Below are 22,935 nucleotides of genomic sequence, written 5' to 3'. Positions count from 1 at the left end.
CCCGCTCAGCTTGTCGCCAGGCTGGGTACGCTTTCCCGCCCGACCCGCATCGCCTGCACGTTCAAGGCGGCGAATGCGCCGGCCACGATGCCGGCAACCGCCAGCAAGGCGCCCGCGGACAGCATGGCCAGGCCCGTGACGCCCTGACCGACGGAGCAGCCCAGAGCAGTCACGCCTCCGAAACCCATCAGTGCGCCGCCGGCAAGATGACCGCGCAGTTCGTCGGCCGTCTTGAAAGACTCCACGCGAAACTCGCCGCGCAGCCGCGCTGAGACGAAACTACCCAGCACCACGCCCAGGGTCAGCAAGACGCCGAAGCTCGCTCTGGTGTTCTGGTCGGTCCAGAACGTGAGCAGATCCAGCACGTGCGCAAGCGGGGCCGTGAAGCTGAGCGCTTCAGGCCGCCGGGATTGCGTGCCGAGCCAGGCCGCCTCCAGGGTTTCGGGGTGCTCCGAAATGAAACCGACATGCCCGGTAAGCCACCAGCACACGGGCACCAGCGCACCCACGACGACCCCGCCCATCCAGTGCACCGGCTTCATCGAAGCCCGAGCGCGCCACAGCCACGTGCCGGCGATGCCCAGCACGGCCAGCAGCACGACCCATCGCAACATGGCGGCCGATGCGGGCAGCAGCACGGCGAGCAGTGAGCCGAGGTCTTGCGGCCGGCCGAGCTGAAGGCTCCAGGTGTCGAGCCCTTGCACGCGGACTTCCGCCAGCACGCCGCGCAGCGTCATCTGTGCCACCACGGCCGCGACGAGCAGCGTCACCAGCGATTTGAGATTGCCGGACCCGGCCTTGACCAGGCTGCGCTGAGGGCACCCGGCCGCCAGCACCATGCCGTACCCGAACAGGACGCCGCCAACCAGGTAGGAAAGCCAGACGAAGCGCTCGCTCCACGGCAGCGAGCGCTCGGCATCGAACACCTGCAAGCCGATCAACAGCTGCGAGCCGAGTCCGGCGACCGCCACTGCGAGCACCCAGGTCATCAGGCGGGCTTGCCCGCGAAAGACGAACCAATCGGCAATGGCGCCGCGAATGCAAAAGCGCGAAGCCTGCCCCGCCGCGCCGAGCAGCACGCCGATGAGCAAAGCGCCCCAGACGACGGCCTGGGTGGCTGTTTCAGGGTCGAGTTGAAGTTCCATGATCGGGATTGGCGACGCGCCGCACTGGCTCGATAAAACAACCCGCGATTGTGCCGGGCGCCTGCCGCTGCCTGTCAGACGCGTTCGGGAAGCCAGCGCGGATCGCCGGGCCGATAGGATGCCGCATGAACCCCCTGCTTCCCTGGCTGGCCATTGCCGCGGCCACCTTGCTCATCGGCGCCTACGAACTGCACCTTGTTCTGACCGGGCACCGCAGCCCCGAGGCGACGGCGCGTTCGGCGCATTCCCGGCTGCGGGGCGAGTGGGTCGCGGCGCTCGCGGTGCAGCCGGGCTCGGAAATCCTTGCCGTGCAGACGCTCAGAAATTCGCTGATGTCGGCCACCATCACGGCATCGACCGCAGCACTCGCACTGATGGGCAGCGTTTCGCTCGCTGCTTCGTCTGCCATCAGGAACGGCACGCTGTGGGCGCCGCCGCAGAACTCGGCGCGGCTTGTGCTGGAGCTGATGCTGCTGGCCACGTTGTTCGCTTCCTATTTGTGTTCGGCCATGGCGATGCGCTACTTCAGCCAGGCCGGCTTCGTGCTTTCGCTGCCCGTCGGCTCGCCGGCGCGCGAGCGTCGCAACCCGATGGCCACGGCATACGTGCAGCGCGCCAGCGTGTTGTACAGCTGGGGTCTGCGTCTGTTTCTCTTCGTGGCGCCGATCGGCGCCGGCCTGGTCAACCCGATCGCGATGCCTTTCGCGGCGCTGGCGCTGATCGTCGTGCTGCGGCTTTTCGACCGGGCGCCCGATGTCCCTGTCCCGGGGCAGGCGCCCGCCCCTTAGTAAGCCCATCGGCCATTCACCATGAACGCTTTCGAGCAGCCCCTGTTCCCCCGTTTCGAACAGCTTCGCATGGAGGTGGGCGACGGAATTCACATCGCGGCGGTCATCGGAGGCACCGGCGCGCCGCTGCTGTTGCTGCACGGCCATCCGCAGACGCATGCCATCTGGCACCGCGTTGCGCCCGTTCTTGCGCAGCATCGCACCGTGGTCGCTGCCGACCTGCGCGGCTACGGGGACTCGACCAAGCCGAGTGGCGCGGCCGATCATGAGAACTACTCGAAGCGAGCCATGGCGCGTGACCCGCTCGCACTGATGCACGCGCTCGGTTTCGAACGGTTCGATGTGCTGGCCCACGACCGCGGCGCGCGGGTCGCCCACCGTCTGGCCATGGACCGCCCCGAGGCAGTCCAACGTCTCGTGCTGCTCGACATCGCACCCACCCTGGCGATGTACGAGCAGACGACCGAGGCGTTTGCCCGGGCCTATTGGCATTGGTTCTTCCTCATCCAGCCCGCGCCGCTGCCCGAACGGCTCATCCAGGCCGACCCTGCCAGCTACGTTCGCGACGTGATGAGCCGAGGCAGCGCCGGCCTCGGCGCTTTCGATCCGCGCGCGTTGGCCGAGTACGAGCGCTGCATTGCGCTTCCGGGCGCCGCGCACGGGCTGTGCGAGGACTACCGCGCGTCGGCCGGCATCGACCTCGAACACGACCGCGCCGACCGCGATGCCGGCCGCCTGCTCGAGCAACCGCTGCTGGCGCTTTGGGGCGAGCAGGGCGTCGTTCACCGGTGCTTCCGCCCGCTCGATGAATGGCGCCGCGTCGCGCGAGACGTGAAGGGCGAAGCACTTGCCTGCGGTCACTACATCCCCGAGGAAGCGCCCGAGGCCTTGCTCGCAAGCGTGGTGCCGTTTCTTTCCTGATCGGCCTGATCAAGCCGAGCCAGCCCCGGCCCGGGCGACCGACTGGCGATGCCCCTCAGTCGCCCAGGCGCAGCAGCTTCAGCTTGCTCGCGAGCGCAGCCTTGGAAATGGCGCCGACATGGCGCGCGACCAAACGGCCCTCGGCGTCGTAGAACAGCGTTGTCGGCAGGCCCCTGGCGCCGACCGCCGGACGCAACGCCGAAGCAGCGTCGAGCAGCACGTTGTCGAGCGCGAGGATTTCCTCGTACAGGTAGCGCCGCACCACGGCCGCGCTTTCGCCCTGGTTGGCGAACACGAAACGAACCGCGGTCTCGCGCTCCTGGGCCAGCGCGAGCATCGGCATCTCTTCGCGGCACGGCGGGCACCATGTGGCCCACAGGTTGACGACGGTCGGCTGCCCTTTGGCGAAGGTGGGCAGATCGACCGGAGCTCCCTCCAGCGTCACCAGGGGCACGCGGGGCAGTGCGGACTCGCTGGAGGTGCCGGCCGCAAGGCCCGGCCCGCCGAGAAGCGCAAGCACGAGCGCGAGAAAAGGAGCTAGCAGGCGCAGGCGAAGGTGGCGGGCGTGGAGGGGGATCATGGTGGCGAAGGCAAACGCGACGCTGGAGAGCATAGGCCCGGCCAACGGCCCGAGGAACGGCCCGGATTCCTCGGCGGGTTTCCCCCCATCGCAATAACTTCTGCAATCGCTAATATTCGCCACAAATGATATCCGGCTGAGCCGCTTTTCAGGCGCGCCGCAGACCGGTGCTTTCGAGTCGCGAAAGGGCAGTGTGGATTCACAAGGCAAACCGGTCGGGCGCTTGATCAAGGCACCGGAAAACTTCGTCGATGCGGCGGGCGTACGGCAAGTCTTCGCCGAAGCCCGCAGCGGGCGCCGGGACTTCATTCGACAGGCCTTCGCGGCGGCTGGCGCTGCGGCGACGGCGCCCCTGGCACTGGCGGCGGCCGATCCGGTGTCGGCCGACGGGGGCGACCCGCACATCTTGAACCTGCCCGCACACAGCTTGGGCCTGGGCCAGCCGGTGGCCACCGACGGCTACGGCAATCCCTCCAAGTTCGAAGCCAACGTGCAGCGCCGCCGCAGCCCGGGCCTCACGCAGACGACGCAGGCCTCGGTGTCTTTTGCGCCGCTGCAGTCGCTGTTCGGCATCGTCACGCCCAGCGGACTGCACTTCGAGCGGCATCACCAGGGCTGGTGGGACGTGGACCCATCCAAACACCGGTTGATGATCAATGGCTCCGACGCGAACCTCGTGAAGACCCCGCGCGTGTTCACGATGGACGAGCTCATGCGTCTGCCTTCGGTGTCGCGCTTTCACTTCATCGAATGCGGCGCCAACACCGGCATGGAGTGGGGCAATGCCGCGGTGCCGACCTGCCAGTACACGCACGGCATGCTGAGCTGCAGTGAGTTCACCGGCGTGCCGCTGCGAACGCTGTTCGAGCTGTGCGGCGTGGACTACAAGCGCGGCCGCTTCGTGCTCGGCGAAGGGGCCGACGGCTCCTCGATGACGCGCACACTGCCGATGGAGCTGGTGGAAAGCGGCGAGGTGTTCGTCGCCTACGGCCAGAACGGCGAGATGCTTCGCCCCGAAAACGGTTACCCGCTGCGCCTGGTCGTGCCCGGCGTGCAAGGTGTGAGCTGGGTCAAGTACCTGCGCCGCATCGAAGTCGGCGACAAGCCCTACGGCAGCAAGGACGAAGTGCTGCACTACGCCGACCTCATGCCCGACGGCCGCCACCGCCAGTACACGAGCACGCAGGAGTGCAAGAGCGTCGTCACCACGCCCTCGGGCGGGCAGGTGCTGCTCGACAAGGGCTACTACAACATCACCGGCCTGGCCTGGTCGGGCAAGGGCAAGGTGAAAAGGGTCGATGTATCGACGGACGGCGGGCGCAACTGGCGCAGCGCGCGGCTCGAAACACCGCTGCTGAGCAAGTGCCTGAGCCGCTTCAACCTCGACTGGGTCTGGAACGGCAAGCCGGCCATGATCCAGAGCCGGGCGATGGACGACACCGGCTATGTGCAGCCGACCTATCAGCAGCTTCGCAAGGTGCGCGGCTCGCGCTCGATCTATCACAACAACGCCGTGCAGACCTGGCTCGTGCAGGAAAGCGGAGAGATCAAGAATGTTCAGCTGGCGTGAGCTGCTGATCGCCGTTGGTTTGTGCAGCGCCTTGGCCACACAGGCGCAGACGCAGACCCAAGCGCAAGCGCAGGCCGATGCCTATCCCGGCATCGGCCGTGCGGCGACGCCGAAGGAAATCACCGCCTGGGACATCGACGTGCGGCCCGACTTCAAGGGCCTGCCTGCGGGCGCCGGTTCGGTCGATGCGGGCATGCAGGTCTGGGAGAGCAAGTGCGCTTCCTGCCACGGCGTGTTCGGCGAAAGCAACGAGGTCTTCATGCCGATCGTGGGCGGCACGACCAAGGAAGACATGAAGTCCGGCCGCGTCGCCCGGCTCACCGATGCCGACTATCCCGGCCGCACCACCCTGATGAAGCTGTCTTCGGTGTCGACGCTGTGGGACTACATCAACCGCGCCATGCCCTGGGCGCAGCCCAAGTCGCTCAGCACCGAGGAGGTGTACGGCGTCACCGCGTACATCCTGAACATGGGCGGCATCGTCGCGAATGATTTCGTGCTCTCGGATCGCAACATCGCCGAGGTGCAGTCGCGGCTGCCCAACCGCAACGGCAAGTCCACAGACCATGCCTTGTGGCCGGGTGAGGGCGCGAGCCAGCGCGAGCCCGACGTGCTGGCAACGGCCTGCATGAATGACTGCGCCACCGAGCCCGAGCTGCGCTCCTTCTTGCCGGAACACGCACGCAATGCCCACGGCAATCTCGCCGAGCAGAACCGCACGGTGGGCGCGCAGCGCGGCGCCGACACCAGCCGGCCACCCGCTGCGTCGCTGGAGGCGAACGCCGCCCGAGCCGGCACGGCCGGGGCGGCGGCTGCATCCGCGCCGAGGGCGGCGGCCGAGACCGGTGCAGGCCCGAAGGCAGTGCCGAGCAGTGGCACGGCGGCCATCGCGCTCACCCGAAAGCACGCGTGTGTCGCGTGCCACGGCATGGAGAGCAAAATCGTCGGCCCGAGCTTTCACGAAGTGGCCGGCAAGTACGCGGGCCGTGAAAACACGGTGGCGTATCTCGCCGGCAAAATCAAGGCAGGCAGCTCTGGCGTCTGGGGCGCCGTTCCCATGCCGGCACAAGCGCTCGGCGAGGCCGATGCCCAGGCCATCGCGCAGTGGCTGGCCGACGGAGCCAGCGAGTGAGCCCGCCGGGCAACCGCCACCCTAGGGATGGCACCGATCGTCGAAGCATCCTGCTTCATTAGGATATGCAGATAAAGGAGTTCGATATGCAAACTCGTCGAGACATGCTTTCCCATTCGGCCAAGGTGGCGCTCATGCTGGCGGGCGCTGGCCTGGTGCCCTCCGTGTCGCTGGCCCAGGCGGCGGGCGACTACAACAAGGCCGCCTTCGAAGCCAAGACCATCGACGACCTGATGAAGGCGCTGGGCGCGGGCAAGCCGGTCGAAAGCAAGGACGTCACCATCACCGGCCCCGACATCGCCGAGAACGGCGCCGTCGTGCCGATCGGCGCGGCGACCACGCTGCCGGGCGCGAAACGCCTGCTGCTGCTGGTCGAGAAGAACCCGTCGGTGCTCTCGGCGATGTTCGACGTGAACGAATCAGTCGAGGCGAACTTCTCCACGCGCGTGAAGATGGGTCAGTCCTCGGACGTCTACGCCGTGGCAATGATGGGCGACGGCAAGGTGCTGTTCGCCAAGAAAGAAGTCAAGGTCACGCTCGGCGGTTGCGGTGGGTGAACCCGAACGCCGTGCACTGCAACCTTAATTGATCGAAGGAGTTCAACATGGCAGATCCGATGCGCATTCGCGCTCAAGCCGCCGGCGACAAAGCTACCGTTCGCGTTCTCATGAGCCACGAGATGGAAACCGGCCAGCGCAAGGACGCCGCCGGCAAACCCATTCCGGCCTGGTTCATCCAGGAGGTAACGGCGCAGCACAACGGCAAGCCGGTTCTCAGTGCCCAGTGGGGGCCGGCCGTCGCAAAGAATCCCTACCTCCAGTTCGTGGTGAAGGGCGCCAAGGCCGGCGACAAGATCACCATCACTTGGGTCGACAACAGGGGCGACAAGCGCAGCGACGAGGCCACGGTGACCTGAGCCCATTACGGCGTGCCGACCTCGGCACGCCGCTTGTGAGCGCACTCGCGAGCGCCATGGCCTGACTCGACAGAAAGACAAAGGGAGACGAATCATGAAGCGAATGTTGATCGCGAGTGCCCTGATGGCAACGATGGTCGCCGCGGTGGCGCAGAAATCGACCGCCGAAGGCATTGCCGAGTACCGCAAGATGCTCGAAGACGGCAACCCGGCCGAGCTGTATGAGATGAAGGGCGAGGAGCTCTGGAAGAAGAAGCGCGGCCCGAAGAACGCCTCGCTCGAGCAGTGCGATCTGGGCAAGGGCCCGGGGCAGGTCAAGGGCGCTTTCGTGGAGTTGCCGCGCTACTTTGCCGACACCGGCAAGGTGCAGGACCTCGAGTCGCGCCTGCTCACCTGCATGGAGCGCCAGCAGGGCTTCGACGCCGCCGAGATCGCCGCCACGCCGTTCGGCAAGGGCGAGCAGTCCAACATCGAGTCGCTGGTGGCGTATATCTCGACAGCCTCGCGCGGCATGAAATTCAATGTACCGCAGGGGCACGAGCAAGAGCGCACCATGCTCGAACTCGGCGAGCGGGCCTTCTTCTACCGGGCCGGACCCTACGATTTTTCCTGCGCTTCGTGCCACGGCTCGGACGGCAAGCGCGTGCGGCTACAGGACCTGCCCAACCTCACGGTCAACCCGGGCGACGGCATCGGCTTCGCCGCGTGGCCGGCCTACCGGGTGAGCAACGGTCAGATGTGGGGCATGCAGCGACGCCTCAACGACTGTTTTCGGCAGCAGCGCTTTCCCTACCCGGGCTACGGCTCCGAAGTGATCACCGCGCTCAGCGTGTACATGGGCGTCAATGCCAAGGGGGCGGAATCGATCGCCCCGGCCCTCAAGCGCTGAAGGAGCATGAACATGCACAAGAAGCACCTCTGGATCGCCCTGGGCGTCGGCACGACCGCGCTGCTGGCGGGTTGCGCGGCCCTGTCGCCGAAGCCTGACTACGACGCGCTCACCGCCGAGATGATGAAGTCCTCCTTCCGCGACCGGGGCATCGCCACGGTCGATCGCCTGGAGCAGAACCCGGCGAACGCCGCCTGCTCCAAGGCCGCGGGCGCCGAACTGCCGCCCGCCACCGCCAAGGCCATCGAGGCGGCCAACCTGAAGACGGTGAAGATGCCGAGCGACGGCCAGTTCATCGGCGACTGGAAAGCCGGCGAGAAGCTCGCACAGAACGGTCGCGGCATGACCTGGAACGAGAAGTCCACGGCCACCAGCGCCAACGGCGGCAACTGCTACAACTGCCACCAGATCGGCAAGGCCGAGCTCTCCTTCGGCACCATCGGCCCGAGCCTGTACCAGTACGGCAAGCTGCGCGGCGTCAGCGATCCGCAGAGTGCTGCGTCCAGGCCGATCGTCGAATACACCTGGGCCAAGCTGTACAACTCCAAGGCCTTCATCGCCTGCTCGGACATGCCGCGCTTCGGCCATGCGGGGCTGCTCGACGAAGCGCAGCTGAAGAATGTCATGGCCCTGCTGCTCGATCCGAAATCGCCCGTCAACCAGTAAGCGGTGCGAGCTTTCGAGCCCGCGCAGAGCGGGCTTTTTCATTCGAGCAATATCGTTGATTGCTGAACCATGAATCTTTCGAAGCGCGAGTTCCTGCAGATGCTGGGCGCCGCCTCGGTGGCCGGCATGGCGCTGGGGCGCCATGCAGATGCTGATGCCGCTGCCGCGCAAAGCGCGCTGTACGACGTGCCGCGTTACGGTAACGTGTCCTTCCTGCACATGACCGACTGTCATGCGCAGCTCAAGCCCATCTACTTTCGCGAGCCGAGCGTTAACCTGGGCATCGGCGACATGCGCGGGCAGTTGCCCCATCTCGTTGGCGAGCACCTTCTCAAGGCCGCCGGCCTGCGGCCCGGCACGGACCGCGCCTATGCCTTCACCTGCCTCGATTTCCAGCAGGCGGCCGAGCGCTACGGCAAGGTCGGCGGCTTCGCGCACCTGGCCGCGCTGGTCAAGCAGCTCAAGGCCAGCCGCCCCGGCGCGCTGCTGCTCGACGGCGGCGACACCTGGCAGGGCTCTGCCACGGCGCTGTGGACGAACGGGCAGGACATGGTCGATGCCGCCAAGCTGCTCGGCGTCGATGTGATGACCGGCCACTGGGAATTCACCTACGGCATGGAACGGGTGAAGGAAGTCCTCGCCAAGGACTTCAAGGGTCAGGTCGCGTTCGTCGCGCAGAACGTCAAGACCAACGACTTCGGCGACCCGGTGTTCGAGCCCTACGCGATGCGCGAGATCAACGGCGTGCCCTGCGCGATCATCGGACAGGCCTTCCCCTATACGCCGATCGCCAATCCGCGCTGGCTGGTCGCCGACTGGAGCTTCGGCATCCAGGACGAGAATATGCAGAAGGTGGTCGACGAGGTGCGCGGCAAGGGCGCGCAGGTCGTCGTGCTGCTGTCGCACAACGGCATGGACGTCGATCTGAAGATGGCCTCGCGCGTGCGCGGCATCGACGCCATCTTCGGCGGCCACACGCACGACGGCGTGCCCGTGGCCGTGCCGGTGAGCAACGCCGGCGGCAAGACGCTGGTCACCAACGCCGGCAGCAACAGCAAGTTCCTGGGCGTAATGGATTTCGACGTCAAGGGCGGCAAGGTGGCTGACTTCCGCTACCGCCTTTTGCCGGTGTTCGCCAATCAGCTTGCCGCCGACCCGGCGATGGACGCGCTGATCACCCAGGTGCGCAAACCGTTCGAGGCCAAGCTCGCCGAGAAGCTGGCCGTCACGGACGGCATGCTGTACCGGCGCGGCAACTTCAACGGCTCCTGGGACCAGTTGATCTGCGATGCGCTGATGGACGTGCAGGGCGCCGAAATCGCGTTCTCGCCGGGCTTCCGCTGGGGCACCTCCTTGCTGCCCGGCGACACGATCACGCGCGAACTGATGATGGACCAGCTTGCCATCACGTACCCGCAGGCCACGGTCAACGAAATGACGGGCGCGACGATCAAGACCATCCTCGAAGACGTGGCCGACAACCTCTTCAACCCCGATCCCTACTATCAGCAGGGCGGCGACATGGTGCGCGTGGGCGGCCTGGCCTACACCTGCACGCCGGGCGGGCAGATGGGCGGGCGCATCACCGACATGCGCCTGGCTGGCAAGCCGATCGAGGCGGACAGGAAGTACAAGGTGGCCGGTTGGGCGCCGGTCGCCGAGGAAGCCCGCGATGCGCCGGGCGCCAAGCCGGTGTGGGAGGTCGTTGAAACCTGGCTGCAGGGGCAGGGCGGTCGCGTGAAGGCGCGCTCGCTGAACACGCCCAAGCTTGTCGGCGTGCAGGGCAACCCCGGTATCGTGGAGGGCCGAGCGTGATGTCGATTCGAAAACTTCTTTCGCTCGCCACAGTCGCGCTGAGTGCCTCGCTGCTGCTGGCTGCACCCGCGTCTGCCCAGGAGGAAGGCAGCTTCACCGTCAAATCGCTGACGCCCGAGACGGCCCTCGCGGCCGCGCGTGCGACGATGGCGCATTGCCGCGCACAAGGCTTCCAGGTGGCCGTGGCGGTGGTCGATCGCTCGGGCGTGCTGCAGGCGCTGCTGCGCGACCGCTACGCCGGCGCGCACACGATCCAGGTGGCCACGGACAAGGCCTGGACTGCGGCCAGCTTCAAGATTCCGACCTCGTCGCTCGCAGCCGAGACGCAGGCCGGCAAGCCGATGAGTGGCCTGCGTGCCGTGCCGCGCGTCATGGCAGCGGGAGGCGGACAGGTCATCGAAGCGGCCGGCAGCCTGCTCGGTGCCATCGGCGTTTCCGGGGCGCCGGGCGGCGAAGCCGACGAGGCCTGTGCCGATGCCGGCATCAAGGCGATCGCCGACGCGATCGAGTTCTAGCTGGCCCGGTCGCAGAATGCCTGTTCGCGCCGATCCGCCTCGGTAGCCGTTCGCAGCTGCATCGCGCCAGGCACCGGCGTGATGCCCCACGCCATTTCCTGCAAGGAGATTTTCATGAGCATTCGCCAGGTTTCCACAGCGCTCGTCCTCACCCTTGCGGCCACTTGCGCGCTGGCCCAGGACAAGGTGGCGTATCACATCAACGACAGCGCCACGCAGGCTCTGGCGGGCCTGCGCAACGTGAAGAACCATCTGGACACCGACCCCAAGGCGCAGATCACAGTCGTCACTCACGCGGGTGGCGTGGACTTCCTCATGTACGACGCGCAGGACCGCAACGGCAACCCCTACGAGGTCGCGGTGCAGCAGCTCGTGGGGCGGGGCGTGAAGTTCGAGGTCTGCGAGATCACCTTGAAAAATCGCAAGCTCGAGCCCAAGCAGTTCATTCCCGAAGCGTCATTCACGCCTTCGGGCGTGGTGCGCCTGTCGAAGCTGCAGGGGCAAGGCTACTCGTACATCAAGCCGTGAACACGGCGCCTTGCAGGCGGCGCTGAACGCAGGGTCGGCGAACATGCGAGGCCCTTTCACAACGGCTCGGCACCGGATCGCCTGCGTCGTCGCGCTGGTCGCCGGCCTTTTGAGCCCGGCCGTTGTTGCGGCGGGCACCGAACCTGCGGTTCGTGCGGTCCGTGTGGCGCCTGATGTCTGGTTCGTCCAAGGCGAGGCGGCACTCGGCACCGCCGGCAACCGCAACTTCATCTCCAACGCCGGCTTCGTCGTCACCGACGACGGCGTGGTCGTGATCGACGCGCTCGGCTCGCCCACGCTCGCCAGAGAGCTGATCGCCGAGATACGGCGCGTGACCGCGCAGCCGATCCGCCATGTGATCGTGACGCACTACCACGCCGATCACATCTACGGGCTGCAGGCCTTTAAGGCAGCCGGCGCGAGCATCGTGGCGCACACCGCCGGGCGCGAATACCTCACCTCCGACACCGCCCAGCGACGGCTCGAAGCCGGTCGCCAGGAAATGTTTCCCTGGATCGACGAGACCACCCGCCTCGTGCCCGCCGATCGTTGGCTCGACACCGAGAGCACCCGCTTGCAGGTGGGCTCGACGCAGTTCGAGATCCACCGTGTCGGGCCCGCGCACACGGCCGAAGATCTGGTGATCCACGTGCCGGCTGCCGGCGTGCTGTTCGCAGGCGATCTGGTGTTTCGCGGCCGCATTCCCTTCGTCGGCCAGGCCGACAGCCGGCGCTGGATCGAATCGCTCAACCGGCTCATTGCGCTAGAGCCGCGCATCATGATTCCCGGCCACGGCCCGGCAGCGATGGAGCCTGCCGCCGACCTGGCCCTTACGCGCGACTACCTGCTCTATCTGCGCAGCAGCATGGGCGAGGCGGCGCGCAATCTCGAACCTTTCGAGGAGGCCTACGCCAGGACCGACTGGTCGCGCTACGAACGCATGCCGCTGTTCGGCGCGGCCAATCGCATCAACGCCTTCAACACTTATCTGCTGATGGAGCAGCAGGGCCCGCGCTGAATAGGGCAGTACTGTGCGTACTCGACTCGGCACTCGCTGCCACCGTTCGGCTCGCGGGTACCTCGCTTTGCAACGGCTGCCGCGTCCGGCAGCACGGGCGACGCCTCACATGCGCTCCAGGCGCCACATCTGATAGTGCAGCGCCAACACCGCACCCCCAACGATGCCCGCCAGCGCGATGAAGCTGCCGATCGCCAGGGTGGAGACGCCCGACAAGCCCTGGCCGATCGTGCAGCCCAGCGCGGTGACGCCGCCCACCCCCATCAGCAGGCCACCGGTGAGGTGGTTCGCGGTGTCTTCGACGCTGCCGAAACCTTCCCAACGGAAGCTGCCGCTCAGCAGCGCCCAGGCTGCCGAGCCGACCACCACGCCCACCACGCTGACGACGCCCAGGGTCAGCAGCTTGTTCGCGTCGCTGAAGAAAAGCAGCCAGTCGAGCGCGTAACCCACCGGCGCAGCCATGCTCAAGGATTCCATGCGCCGCGAGTTCGTCGCGAGAAAGGCTTCCTCCAGGGTGTTCGGGTCTTCGGGCAGATAACCCAGCACGCCGGATATCCACCACATGCCCACGATCACGCCGCCGATCCCCAGGCCGCCCAGCCAGACATCGAGCGTGCGGCCTTCCGGCTTGGCCAGCACCCACAGCAGCAGGGCGGCTCCGAAGGCCAGGCCGAGCAGCGCCGCCGACGTGGGCGTCGCCAGGCCGGTCGCTCCGGACAAGAGCGTGGGCAGATCCTGCCCCCGCGGCAGCTCGATCAGCGCGCGATCCACGGTGGACACGCGCAGCACCGCCGTGATGCCCCTGAGCGTGGCGAAGGCCCCCACCGCCAGCATCACCACGACCACCAGCGACTTCAGGTTGCCGCCACCCACGCGCACCAGGCTCTTGCTGCCGCAGCCGGACGCCAGCACCATGCCGAAGCCGAAGATCGCGCCGCCGACGATCCCCGAAAGCCACAGCACCTGCGGGCCGGCGTAGATCGTCTTGCCGGCGCTCACCCAGCCCAGTGCCACCATCGCGTTGAAGCCGAGGATCGCCACCGCGATGGCCAGGGCCCACATGCGCGCGCGCGTCCAGTCGTGCATGTTCACCACATCGGCGATGGCGCCCATGGTGCAGAAATGGGTGCGCTGCGCGATGGCGCCGAACAGCGCGGCGAGGAGGAAGGCGCCCCACAGCACCTGACTGGTAATGGCCGAATGATCGACGTCTTGCATACCGCAATTGTCGCGCTGCGCCTCGCAGGCGCGACGCGACGGTGCTTGCCCTGCCTGACTCAGGGAAACCTCGAAGCGTCATGACCGGCACGAGAAGCGCTCGGGACTGCGCGCCGGGTGCATGATGGCAACCACGCCGCAGCCGGGAGCCACCATGAAGTTCTACCACCTTGCGTTCATGCTCGCCTGTGCCCTGTGCGGACCGCAAGCTGCGGCTCAAAAGGGCACCGATATCTTCGAGGGCGCCGATCTGGCCCTGGGCGAGCGTTTGATCGAGGAGCATCGCTGCGCGCAGTGCCACACCAAGACGGTCGGCGGGGACGGCTCGGCCATCTACCGGCCGAAAGGGCGCATCAACACGCCGGGCTTCCTGCGCGGCATGGTGGAACAGTGCAACACGCAAATGAACCTGGGCCTGTTTCCCGAGGAGGTGACGGCCATCGCCGCGGTGCTCGACCGCGATCACTACCGCTTCAAGCCGGCCAATTGAAATATCGGTGGTTCCGAATACAATTTTTGGCATCTGCAACCACCGAAGTACGTGCATGGATGCGAAGCGCAGCGAAGACCTGGTGTTCGATTCGGTCGCCGAGCTTTTTTCGGTGCTGTCCACGCCGATCCGGCTGAAGATCATCAGCGCCGTGTGCCAGGGCGAGAAGAACGTGTCGGAGCTGCTTTCCGAGATCGACACCACCCAGCCCAACATGTCGCAGCACCTCGCCACGCTCTACCGCAGCGGCGTGCTCGCCAAGCGCCGCGAGGGCACGCAGATGTACTACCGGCTGCAAAGCGAGCGGGTGGCCATGCTCTGCCGGGCCGTGTGCACTCAGGTGGCGATCGAGCTCGATCCCGAGTCGGAGGTCAAGCCTTCGGAACGGCTGGTGCCGGTCGCGCTTCGCTGATCAACCCCTCGGCTTCGACGAGACCTTGTGTCTCATCAGCCGGCCCTTTTCCCGCTCCCAGTCGCGCTTTTTCTCGGTGTCGCGCTTGTCGTGCAGGTCCTTGCCCTTGGCCAGCGCGATGTCGGCCTTCACGCGGCCGCCCTTGTAGTGCAGGTTCAACGGCACCAGGGTGTAGCCCTTCTGCTCGACCTTGCCGATCAGGCGCCGGATCTCCTCCTTGTGCATGAGGAGCTTCTTGGTGCGGTCGGCCTCGGGGTGCACATGGGTCGAGGCTTCGCGCAGCGGGTTGATGCGGCAGCCGATCATGAACAGCTCGCCGTCCTTGATGACCACGTAGCCGTCGGTCAACTGCACCTGTCCGGCGCGCACCGCCTTGACTTCCCAGCCTTCGAGCACCACGCCGCACTCGTACTCTTCCTCAAGCGTGTAGTTGAAGCGGGCCTTCCTGTTGTCTGCAATGGCGGCCATGAAGCCTCTCAATAGAATCAGGCCATTCTAAGAAGCCATGAAGCACGTCAAGAAATCGGTCCTTCTCTGGTATTCGGCGCGCGAGATGTACGACCTGGTGGTCGCCGTGCCGGATTACCCGCAGTTTCTGCCCTGGTGCGAGCGCGCCGAGGTGCTGGAGGCGAGCGACACCGGCATGACCGCCCGGCTGCACCTCAACTACCACGGCGTGCGCCACGCCTTCACGACCCGCAATACGCAGGTACCGGGCGAATCGGTGCTGGTGGCGCTGGTCGACGGTCCGTTCTCGCGGCTCGACGGGACCTGGCGTTTCGTGGCGCTGGGCGGTGGGGAAACCGCCTCGGGCGCCGAGGCGCCACGCGCCTGCCGCATCGAGTTCGAGCTGTGCTATGCCTTCAGCAGCAAACCGCTCGAGATGGTGGTGAGCCCCGTGTTCGATCGCATCGCGAACACCTTCGTCGACGGCTTCGTCAAGCGTGCCGAAAAGGTGTACGGCCCGCGCTGAAGAGGGCTCGGCTTGAGAGTCGAAGTGGCGTACAGCCCGTGCGAGGGGAAGGTCGATCACATCGAGCTCGAACTGCCGGAATGCAGCACGGTGGCCGATGCTTTGCAGGCCAGCGGCCTGTTGCAGCGTCATCCCGGCATCGACCTGGCCCTGCAGCGCATGGGCGTGTGGGGCCGGGCGTGCCGGCCGGACGACGTACTTCGTGAGGGAGACAGGCTCGAGCTGTACCGGGCACTCGAGGTGGATCCGAAGGAAGCGCGCCGGCTGCGGCAGCAACGCCAAAGGAGCGTTGCGAACAAGCGCTAGGACCTGCGGAGTCTTTGGCCCGAACGCCTCGCTTCGCCTCTGTAGCGAAGCCTGGGCAACGAGCCGTCAACGGCACTCGGACGCGATGACTTGACGGGTCTGCGCGGTCTCGCGGGCGCGGATGGCGTCATCGAAGACCTCGCGCTCGCCTTTCGCGGTGGTGCGGGCCATGCGCTGGCCGCTTTCCAGCGAACGCATGTAGGCGCGTGCGCGCTCGCAATTCTGTGCGCGGACCTGGGCCACGCGGTCTTCCTCGGCCTTGCTCTTGACGACCTCTTGCGCCTCGGCCTGCTTGCGGCGCGCTTCGAGGGCGGGATCGATGCCGGCGCTAGCGGGCAGCGCCGGCTGCACCGCCGAGGCAGCAGCGGCCGGGGCGCTGACAGGCGTGACAACCGGAGCCGGCGTACGCGGGCGCTGCAGCACGTCGCTCTCTGCCGTGCCGGGCGGCGGCGGCGTATCGCTGTACTGGACCTGGCCTCGGTCGTCGCGCCATTTCCACTGAGCATGCACGTTCATGCCGGTCAGCAAGGCGCCGGCCGCCACCGCGGCAATCAGGCAACGCGAGAAAAGGGCGGTCGTTGCGGCTGTCATCGAGAAAGTGTAGCGGTGGCCCTGTGGCAGGGCAGCGCCGCCCCGCGGCCCTTTTCGAGATGAAAGTCACGCCGCAGGGGCTGGCACTGGCGTCTCTATAATTTGCTTTTGCGACAGGAGCTTTTCCCATGCGCCTTCTTGGCAAAGCGCTCACCTTCGACGACGTGTTGCTGGTGCCCGCGTTCTCCCAGGTCCTGCCTCGCGATACCTCGCTCGCGACGCGCTTCTCCCGCAACATCCTGCTCAACCTGCCGCTCGCATCGGCCGCCATGGACACGGTGACCGAGGCCCGGCTGGCCATTGCGCTGGCGCAGGAAGGCGGCATCGGCATCGTCCACAAGAACCTGAGCCCGAAGCAACAGGCCGCCGAGGTTTCGCGCGTCAAGCGCTACGAATCGGGGCTATTGCGGGACCCGATCACCATCTCTTCGGGCGTGCGGGTGCGCGATGTCATCGAGCTGTCGCGGGCGCACGGCATCTCGGGCTTTCCGGTCGTCGACGACGGCAAGGTCGTGGGAATCATCACCGGGCGCGACCTGCGCTTCGAGACGCGCCTGGACGCCCCGGTGCGCGAGATCATGACGCCGCGGGAGCGGGTGATCTCGGTGAAGGAGGGCGCCACCCTGCAGGAAGCCAAGGCGCTGATGCACCAGCACAAGCTCGAGCGGGTGGTGGTGGTGAACGCGGCCAACGAACTGCGCGGCCTGTTCACGGTCAAGGACATTACCAAGCAGACCAACTTCCCGAATGCGGCGCGCGATGCCCAGGGCAAGCTCAGGGTCGGAGCGGCGGTCGGCGTAGGCGAGGGCACCGAAGAACGCGTGGAGGCGCTTGTCAAGGCCGGAGTCGATGCCATCGTGGTCGACACGGCGCACGGCCACAGCAAAGGTGTGATCGAGCGGGTGCGCTGGGTCAAGAAGAACTACCCGCAGATCGATGTGATCGGCGGCAACATCGCCACGGGCGAGGCGGCGCAGGCGCTGGCCGAGGCCGGTGCCGATGGAGTGAAGGTCGGCATCGGCCCGGGCTCCATCTGCACCACGCGCATCGTCGCCGGCGTGGGCGTGCCCCAGATCACCGCGATCGACAACGTGGCCACGGCGCTCAAGGGGTCGGGCGTGCCGCTCATCGCCGACGGCGGCGTGCGCTACTCGGGCGACATCGCCAAGGCGCTGGCCGCCGGCGCGCACACGGTGATGATGGGCGGCATGTTCGCCGGCACCGAAGAGGCGCCGGGCGAGATCGTGTTGTTCCAGGGCCGGAGCTACAAGAGCTACCGCGGCATGGGCTCGATCGGCGCCATGCAGCAAGGCAGCGCGGACCGCTACTTTCAGGACACCAGCGGCGCCAACCCGAACGCCGACAAGTTCGTGCCCGAGGGGATCGAGGGCCGCGTGCCCTACAAGGGCTCGGCGATCGCCATCGTGTTCCAGATGGCCGGCGGCCTGCGGGCCTCGATGGGCTACTGCGGTTGTGCCACGGTCGACGAGATGCGCGAGCGCGCCGCCTTTGTCGAAATCACCACGGCCGGCATCCGCGAGAGCCATGTGCACGACGTGCAGATCACGAAGGAAGCGCCGAACTACCGGGCTGACTGATTGAAGCCTCAGGGGTCGATCAGCCGCGCAACGGCACTTCCGGCAAGGACGTCGACATGACCACGGTCCTCGAAGGCGCCGCGCCGCCCGCGCGTGCCGCGGCCATGCCGTTCATCCTGATCGTCGTGTTGATCGACATGGTGTCGATCGGCCTGATCATCCCGGTGATGCCGGCGCTGGTCGGCGGCTTCACCGGCTCGCAGGCTGACCAGGCCTTCTGGTACGGCGCAGTGGCCTTCGCTTTCGGCATCGCCAGCTTCTTCGGCTCGCCCGTCCTCGGGGCGCTTTCCGACCGCTACGGCCGCCGGCCGGTGCTGCTGATGGGCTTTTGCGGTCTCGCGCTCACCTTCTTCGCCTCCGCGCTGGCCACGGCCTTGTGGATGCTGATCGCGGTGCGGCTGTTCGGCGGCGCGATGCAGGCCAATGCGGCCGTCGCCAATGCCTATGTGGCCGACATCACGCCGCCCGAGCAACGGGCCCGGCGCTTCGGATTGCTGGGGGCGATGTTCGGCCTGGGTTTCATCCTCGGCCCGGTGCTCGGCGGCCTGCTCGGCGCGATCGATGTGCGGCTGCCTTTCTTCGTGGCGGGGGGCCTGGCGCTCGTGAATTGGCTGTACGGTTATTTCGTGCTGCCCGAGTCGCTGCCGCTCGATCGCCGTCGCAGCATCGACTGGAAAAAGGCCAACCCAATCAGCTCACTCAAGGGTTTGGCGCAGCTCGAGGGCGTGGGTGCACTGGTCGTGGTGATTGCGCTCTCGAGCCTGGCGCAGTTCATGCTGCATACCACCTGGGTGCTCTACACCACCTTCAAGTTCGGCTGGGGGCCGCTGGAGAACGGTTGGTCGCTGTTCGCGGTGGGCGTGATGTCCACGCTCGTGCAAGGCTTCCTGCTTGGCCGGCTGCTGAAGCGCTTCTCCGCGCAGCGGCTGGCCGTGATGGGTTTGGTGTCGTCCAGCCTGTCGTACCTGATGTGGGGCGCGGCAAGCGAAGGCTGGATGCTGTATGTCGTGATCGGCTGCAATGTGCTGGGCTTCGCGGTCACCGCCTCGCTGCACAGCATCGTTTCCAACGCCGCCGATCCGCGCACGCAGGGCCAGACCTTGGGCGCGGTGTCGTCGCTCAACAGCCTGATGGCTGTTGCCGCGCCGGTGATCGCCGCGCCGCTGCTGGTGCTGGTCTCGGACCTGCCGCCGGGCGACTGGCGCATCGGCGCGCCGTTCTATTTCTGCGCCGCGCTGCAGGCGGTGGCCATGCTGCTGGCGCTGCGCCACTTCAGAGCCGAGCGCGCAGCACATGCGAGCGCCGCCGCCGAATCCGCCGTCTGAACGAATTCTTCCGATCCCCTTCACACCATGCACGACAAGATCCTCATCCTCGACTTCGGCTCGCAAGTCACGCAGCTCATCGCGAGGCGCGTGCGCGAGGCGCACGTGTATTGCGAGATCCATCCGAACGACGTGTCGGACGATTTCATCCGCGCCTTTGCACCCCGGGGCGTGATCCTCTCCGGCAGCCATGCCTCCACCTACGAAGAGCACGATCTGCGTGCACCGCAGGCAGTGTGGGAGCTCGGCGTGCCGGTGCTCGGCATCTGCTACGGCATGTTCACCATGGCCGTGCAACAGGGCGGCGAAGTGGAAGCCAGCACGCACCGCGAGTTTGGATATGCCGAGGTGAGGGCGCACGGCCACACGAAGCTGCTGCAGGGCATCGAGGATTTCTCAACCGCCGAAGGCCACGGCATGCTCAAGGTGTGGATGAGCCACGGCGACAAGGTCACGCAGTTGCCCACCGGCTTCAAGCTGATGGCCAGCACGCCGAGCTGCCCGATCGCCGGCATGGCCGACGAGGCACGCGGCTACTACGGCGTGCAGTTCCACCCCGAGGTCACGCACACGCTGCAGGGCCGCGCGCTGCTCAACCGGTTCGTGCTCGACATCGCCGGCGCCAAGCCCGACTGGGTGATGGGCGACTACATCGAAGAAGCCGTCGCACGCATTCGCGAGCAGGTCGGCAGCGAAGAGGTGATCCTCGGCCTTTCGGGCGGCGTTGATTCGAGCGTGGCCGCAGCGCTGATCCATCGCGCCATCGGCGAGCAGCTCACCTGCGTGTTCGTCGATCACGGCCTGCTGCGCCTGAACGAGGGCCGCATGGTGATGGAGATGTTCGCGGGCAAGCTGCACGCGAAGGTGATTCATGTCGATGCGAGCGAGCAGTTTCTCGGCGCCTTGCAGGGCGTGAGCGATCCCGAGCAAAAGCGCAAGCTCATCGGCCGGGAGTTCGTCGAGGTGTTCCAGCGCGAAGCGGCCAAGCTGCAGCAGGCCAAGTGGCTGGCCCAGGGCACGATCTACCCCGATGTGATCGAGTCCGGCGGCGCCAAGACCAAGAAGGCGACGTCGATCAAGAGTCACCACAACGTCGGCGGCCTGCCCGAAACGCTGGGCCTGAAGCTGCTCGAGCCGCTGCGCGAGCTGTTCAAGGACGAAGTGCGCGAGCTCGGTGTGGCGCTCGGCCTGCCGCCAGAGATGGTCTACCGCCATCCCTTCCCGGGCCCGGGCTTGGGCGTGCGCATCCTCGGCGAGGTGAAGCCCGAGTACGCCGAGCTGCTGCGCCGCGCCGACGCCATCTTCATCGAGGAGCTGCGTGGCACTTTCGACACGGCCAGCGGCAAGAGCTGGTACGAGCTGACGAGTCAGGCCTTCGCGGTGTTCCTGCCGGTCAAGAGCGTGGGCGTGATGGGCGACGGCCGCACCTACGATTACGTGGTCGCGTTGCGCGCCGTGCAGACCAGCGACTTCATGACGGCCGACTGGGCCGAGCTGCCTTATGCGCTGCTCAAGAAAGTGTCGGGCCGCATCATCAACGAGGTGCGCGGTATCAACCGTGTGACCTACGACGTGTCGAGCAAGCCGCCGGCGACGATCGAGTGGGAGTAGCGCGCGCGGCCTGCTATGCGTCTTCTGGTGAGGACATCGTGTCGCAGGGCTCTGCGCAGCGCATGGATTTCAGGATCTGCACATGCAGTTCCTGCGTCTGCCGCTCGGGCGTGACGCCCAGGGCTTCGCTCAGCGTTGCCCGGCAACGCTCGTAAGTAGCCAGAGCAGCGCCCCGGTCACCGTTCGCCAGGTGGGCCTGCATCAGTTCACGGTAGGCGGCTTCGCTGGTCTGGTCGAGCAAGACCTTGGCGCAGGCCAGGGCCACCCAGCGAGGGTGATTGCCGAGGCGCTCGGCCTGGGCCATGGCGCCGGTAAGCAGCCGCAACTGCGCCTCGCGATGGCGCGTGCGCGCCGATGACAGCCATGAATCCGTCTGCTCCACAACATCCAGCGAAACATCGGGCAGCAGCGTGCAGCGGTCGGCGCCGAGCAACACAACCCGTTCGGCGAGCTCGTTGGCGGTTTCGTGATGGACCTGCACGACGTTCTGGTTGAGCGCAAGCATCTCGCCTTCGCTGAACAGCGGCTCGCCGTGGCGGCGAACGAGGCGGTGCACCAGCGTGCGCAGGTTGTTGCGCGCCAGAGGGGCCGGGGAGTCGGGCCACAGCAGGGCAGCGACGGCCTGCCGGTGCCGCGGCCCTTCGGTTGCGAGCAGGGCCATCAGCACGGCAGCGCGGTCGCGCAGCCGTGCGGGAGTGCGCTGTCCGTCGTCCAGCACGATGCCCTGGGCAATGAACAAGCCCACGCCGCCGCGGCGCTGTGGCCATGACGACACCGAGCCGGAACGCCTGGCCGCTGCACGTCGGTCCAGCCCGCGTCGCTCTGCAGAACGCTCTACGCCAACGCTGTTCATTGAAATCATCTGGGTTCCCGGTTACTGCGCGAACTATTCGCTTGCGGTCTTGCTCGACCCCTCCTGCAAGCGAAACCCGATTTCAAACCGACTCGCGGCGGGTGACCCCTTTGCGCACCCCCCGATCGCGTGGGCGCGTTGCGCCGACGTCGAAGGCGAAGCGACGACTCCTTGCCGTTTGCGCGCAATTCCAGTCGAAGCACGGCACCTGAAACGCGCCTGAAACGCCCTGCGGCCTACCTTGGCCCCGTCAGCGAAGCGTCGCGGCACTCTGCGACGCGCTTGCAAGCCGGCGTCGTAGTAGCCGGCACATCCCTGGAGCGTTTCATGCATCGAGTGTTTCTTGCCGATCAGGAGGCTCGCGTCGTCGATTCGATCGCAGCCGGGTTCGCCGAACTGGGCTACTCTGTCGAGGTTGTCCACGATGTCGCGTCGGCCATCGCCGCGGCTTCGAGTTCGGGCCCGAACGTGGCATTGATCGCGAGAAAGCGGCCGATGGTCTGCGGCCCGGGCGTGATCCGGCAGCTCGAAGAGGGGTCGCACAGCCTGCCGATGCTGCTCATCACCGACACGCAGACCGCGTGCGCCGGCAGTGCCTCTCCCGAAGGCGCGGTCAAGCGAGATCCCTGCAAGCCTTTCGCCCTGGCGCAGATTGCCGCGCGGCTGCGCTCGCAACTGGTCGGCGCGGCGCCTGCCTGGGGCGCTGCGGTGCCGGCACACGCGCTGCCGAGGGCGTCGACATTGCGCGTGGCCGATCTCGAGATCGAGCGCAACGCCCGGCGCGTGTTCCGCGCCGGCATCCCGATCGAGGTGACGCGGCGCGAATACGTGCTGCTCGAATACTTTGCGCTGCACAGCGAGACCACCGTCACGCGCGAGATGATCGCGCGCGAGGTCTGGCAGGTGGAGAGCCGCGCGACCTCGCTGGACAACGTCATCGACGTTCACATCGGCCGTTTGCGCCGCAAGCTGGCGGTGGCGGGCGGCTCGTCGCTGATCCACACGATCCGGGGCGTGGGCTACACGCTGATGGCCGGCGAGGCCTTTGACGCCGCCGCTTCGCCAGGCTGAAGCT

At 66.8% G+C, this 22,935-nt stretch carries 26 protein-coding genes; 20 read left to right on the top strand and 6 right to left on the bottom strand.

Features of this window, described 5'->3' with window-relative positions; all coding sequences use genetic code 11:
• Positions 1-5: 5 nt before the first annotated feature.
• Positions 6-1,145: a YeeE/YedE family protein gene (locus H0W40_RS04225; protein WP_292443562.1), complete on the bottom strand. Its 1,140-nt coding sequence runs from the start codon at positions 1,143-1,145 to the stop codon at positions 6-8.
• Positions 1,146-1,270: 125 nt separating this feature from the next.
• Between H0W40_RS04225 and H0W40_RS04220 the strand changes: the two genes are divergently transcribed.
• Both H0W40_RS04220 and H0W40_RS04215 read left to right on the top strand, forming a co-directional pair.
• Positions 1,271-1,933, top strand: a complete 663-nt coding sequence (locus tag H0W40_RS04220; protein ID WP_292443560.1) for a DUF599 domain-containing protein — start codon at positions 1,271-1,273, stop codon at positions 1,931-1,933.
• A 21-nt stretch (positions 1,934-1,954) separates the two neighbouring features.
• Positions 1,955-2,854 (top strand): alpha/beta hydrolase, encoded by a 900-nt coding sequence (locus H0W40_RS04215; RefSeq protein ID WP_292443558.1) that lies wholly within the window; start codon positions 1,955-1,957, stop codon positions 2,852-2,854.
• A gap of 55 nt (positions 2,855-2,909) precedes the next feature.
• Here H0W40_RS04215 and H0W40_RS04210 read toward each other — a convergent pair whose 3' ends face one another.
• Positions 2,910-3,665: a TlpA disulfide reductase family protein gene (locus H0W40_RS04210; protein ID WP_292443556.1), complete on the bottom strand. Its 756-nt coding sequence runs from the start codon at positions 3,663-3,665 to the stop codon at positions 2,910-2,912.
• Between H0W40_RS04210 and soxC the strand changes: the two genes are divergently transcribed.
• From soxC to H0W40_RS04160, 10 genes are all read left to right on the top strand, one after another.
• A complete protein-coding gene (soxC, locus tag H0W40_RS04205) occupies positions 3,658-5,004 on the top strand; it encodes a sulfite dehydrogenase (RefSeq protein ID WP_292443554.1) in 1,347 nt (448 codons plus the stop codon). The two genes, H0W40_RS04210 and soxC, sit on opposite strands and share 8 nt — an antisense overlap.
• The gene (locus H0W40_RS04200) at positions 4,988-6,136 is read left to right on the top strand and encodes a c-type cytochrome (protein WP_292443551.1); all 1,149 of its coding nucleotides are present in this window, start codon (positions 4,988-4,990) and stop codon (positions 6,134-6,136) included. The genes soxC and H0W40_RS04200 overlap by 17 nt, the downstream gene beginning before the upstream one ends.
• A gap of 86 nt (positions 6,137-6,222) precedes the next feature.
• A complete protein-coding gene (soxY, locus tag H0W40_RS04195) occupies positions 6,223-6,693 on the top strand; it encodes a thiosulfate oxidation carrier protein SoxY (protein ID WP_292443548.1) in 471 nt (156 codons plus the stop codon).
• A 47-nt stretch (positions 6,694-6,740) separates the two neighbouring features.
• Positions 6,741-7,052, top strand: a complete 312-nt coding sequence (gene soxZ, locus H0W40_RS04190) for a thiosulfate oxidation carrier complex protein SoxZ (RefSeq protein WP_292443546.1) — start codon at positions 6,741-6,743, stop codon at positions 7,050-7,052.
• Between the two features lie 94 nt (positions 7,053-7,146).
• A complete protein-coding gene (gene soxA, locus H0W40_RS04185) occupies positions 7,147-7,941 on the top strand; it encodes a sulfur oxidation c-type cytochrome SoxA (RefSeq protein ID WP_292443514.1) in 795 nt (264 codons plus the stop codon).
• Between the two features lie 12 nt (positions 7,942-7,953).
• The gene (gene soxX, locus H0W40_RS04180; protein WP_292443511.1) at positions 7,954-8,607 is read left to right on the top strand and encodes a sulfur oxidation c-type cytochrome SoxX; all 654 of its coding nucleotides are present in this window, start codon (positions 7,954-7,956) and stop codon (positions 8,605-8,607) included.
• Positions 8,608-8,676: 69 nt separating this feature from the next.
• Positions 8,677-10,422 carry a thiosulfohydrolase SoxB gene (gene soxB, locus H0W40_RS04175; protein ID WP_292443509.1) on the top strand — a complete coding sequence of 582 codons (1,746 nt, stop codon included), beginning with the start codon at positions 8,677-8,679 and terminating at the stop codon, positions 10,420-10,422.
• Positions 10,422-10,937: a heme-binding protein gene (locus tag H0W40_RS04170; protein ID WP_292443589.1), complete on the top strand. Its 516-nt coding sequence runs from the start codon at positions 10,422-10,424 to the stop codon at positions 10,935-10,937. Before soxB ends, H0W40_RS04170 begins: the two co-directional genes overlap by 1 nt.
• Before the next feature lie 114 nt (positions 10,938-11,051).
• Positions 11,052-11,465, top strand: coding sequence for a DsrE family protein (locus H0W40_RS04165; RefSeq protein WP_292443506.1), 414 nt, complete (start codon positions 11,052-11,054; stop codon positions 11,463-11,465).
• A gap of 43 nt (positions 11,466-11,508) precedes the next feature.
• Positions 11,509-12,483 carry an MBL fold metallo-hydrolase gene (locus tag H0W40_RS04160; protein WP_292443503.1) on the top strand — a complete coding sequence of 325 codons (975 nt, stop codon included), beginning with the start codon at positions 11,509-11,511 and terminating at the stop codon, positions 12,481-12,483.
• A 105-nt stretch (positions 12,484-12,588) separates the two neighbouring features.
• Here the strand turns inward: H0W40_RS04160 and H0W40_RS04155 are convergent, their stop codons facing one another.
• The gene (locus tag H0W40_RS04155) at positions 12,589-13,701 is read right to left on the bottom strand and encodes a YeeE/YedE family protein (RefSeq protein ID WP_292443501.1); all 1,113 of its coding nucleotides are present in this window, start codon (positions 13,699-13,701) and stop codon (positions 12,589-12,591) included.
• Between the two features lie 154 nt (positions 13,702-13,855).
• Here H0W40_RS04155 and H0W40_RS04150 point away from each other — a divergent pair, with 154 nt between their 5' ends.
• Both H0W40_RS04150 and H0W40_RS04145 read left to right on the top strand, forming a co-directional pair.
• A complete protein-coding gene (locus H0W40_RS04150) occupies positions 13,856-14,191 on the top strand; it encodes a cytochrome c (protein WP_292443499.1) in 336 nt (111 codons plus the stop codon).
• Between the two features lie 55 nt (positions 14,192-14,246).
• Positions 14,247-14,603: a helix-turn-helix transcriptional regulator gene (locus H0W40_RS04145; RefSeq protein WP_292443497.1), complete on the top strand. Its 357-nt coding sequence runs from the start codon at positions 14,247-14,249 to the stop codon at positions 14,601-14,603.
• Here H0W40_RS04145 and smpB read toward each other — a convergent pair whose 3' ends face one another.
• Complete coding sequence (gene smpB, locus H0W40_RS04140) at positions 14,604-15,071, bottom strand: SsrA-binding protein SmpB (RefSeq protein ID WP_292443495.1); 468 nt, start codon at positions 15,069-15,071, stop codon at positions 14,604-14,606. It abuts the gene before it with no gap.
• A 37-nt stretch (positions 15,072-15,108) separates the two neighbouring features.
• Here smpB and H0W40_RS04135 point away from each other — a divergent pair, with 37 nt between their 5' ends.
• Positions 15,109-15,576 carry a type II toxin-antitoxin system RatA family toxin gene (locus tag H0W40_RS04135; RefSeq protein ID WP_292443493.1) on the top strand — a complete coding sequence of 156 codons (468 nt, stop codon included), beginning with the start codon at positions 15,109-15,111 and terminating at the stop codon, positions 15,574-15,576.
• 24 nt (positions 15,577-15,600) lie between these two features.
• Entirely contained in the window at positions 15,601-15,882 is a 282-nt protein-coding gene (locus tag H0W40_RS04130) for an RnfH family protein (RefSeq protein ID WP_292443490.1), read from the top strand.
• Positions 15,883-15,948: 66 nt separating this feature from the next.
• Here the strand turns inward: H0W40_RS04130 and H0W40_RS04125 are convergent, their stop codons facing one another.
• Complete coding sequence (locus tag H0W40_RS04125; protein WP_292443488.1) at positions 15,949-16,473, bottom strand: DUF4124 domain-containing protein; 525 nt, start codon at positions 16,471-16,473, stop codon at positions 15,949-15,951.
• A 128-nt stretch (positions 16,474-16,601) separates the two neighbouring features.
• Between H0W40_RS04125 and guaB the strand changes: the two genes are divergently transcribed.
• From guaB to guaA, 3 genes are read left to right on the top strand one after another with little or no spacing between them, the layout of a single operon-like run.
• Positions 16,602-18,071, top strand: a complete 1,470-nt coding sequence (gene guaB / locus H0W40_RS04120) for an IMP dehydrogenase (RefSeq protein ID WP_292443486.1) — start codon at positions 16,602-16,604, stop codon at positions 18,069-18,071.
• Positions 18,072-18,127: 56 nt separating this feature from the next.
• The gene (locus H0W40_RS04115) at positions 18,128-19,396 is read left to right on the top strand and encodes an MFS transporter (protein ID WP_292443484.1); all 1,269 of its coding nucleotides are present in this window, start codon (positions 18,128-18,130) and stop codon (positions 19,394-19,396) included.
• 27 nt (positions 19,397-19,423) lie between these two features.
• Positions 19,424-21,007: a glutamine-hydrolyzing GMP synthase gene (gene guaA, locus H0W40_RS04110; protein ID WP_292443481.1), complete on the top strand. Its 1,584-nt coding sequence runs from the start codon at positions 19,424-19,426 to the stop codon at positions 21,005-21,007.
• Positions 21,008-21,020: 13 nt separating this feature from the next.
• On the opposite strand, the gene H0W40_RS04105 is transcribed toward guaA, so the two are convergent.
• Positions 21,021-21,782 carry a BTAD domain-containing putative transcriptional regulator gene (locus H0W40_RS04105; RefSeq protein ID WP_292443479.1) on the bottom strand — a complete coding sequence of 254 codons (762 nt, stop codon included), beginning with the start codon at positions 21,780-21,782 and terminating at the stop codon, positions 21,021-21,023.
• A 405-nt stretch (positions 21,783-22,187) separates the two neighbouring features.
• On the opposite strand from H0W40_RS04105, the gene H0W40_RS04100 reads away from it, so the two are divergent.
• Positions 22,188-22,931, top strand: coding sequence for a response regulator transcription factor (locus H0W40_RS04100; protein ID WP_292443477.1), 744 nt, complete (start codon positions 22,188-22,190; stop codon positions 22,929-22,931).
• Positions 22,932-22,935 lie beyond the last annotated feature (4 nt).

It is taken from the genome of Methylibium sp. (assembly GCF_013817345.1).
GTDB lineage: Bacteria > Pseudomonadota > Gammaproteobacteria > Burkholderiales > Burkholderiaceae_C > Methylibium.
The sequence above is the reverse complement of the archived record's forward strand: the minus strand, read 5'-3'. Positions and strand labels throughout refer to the sequence as shown.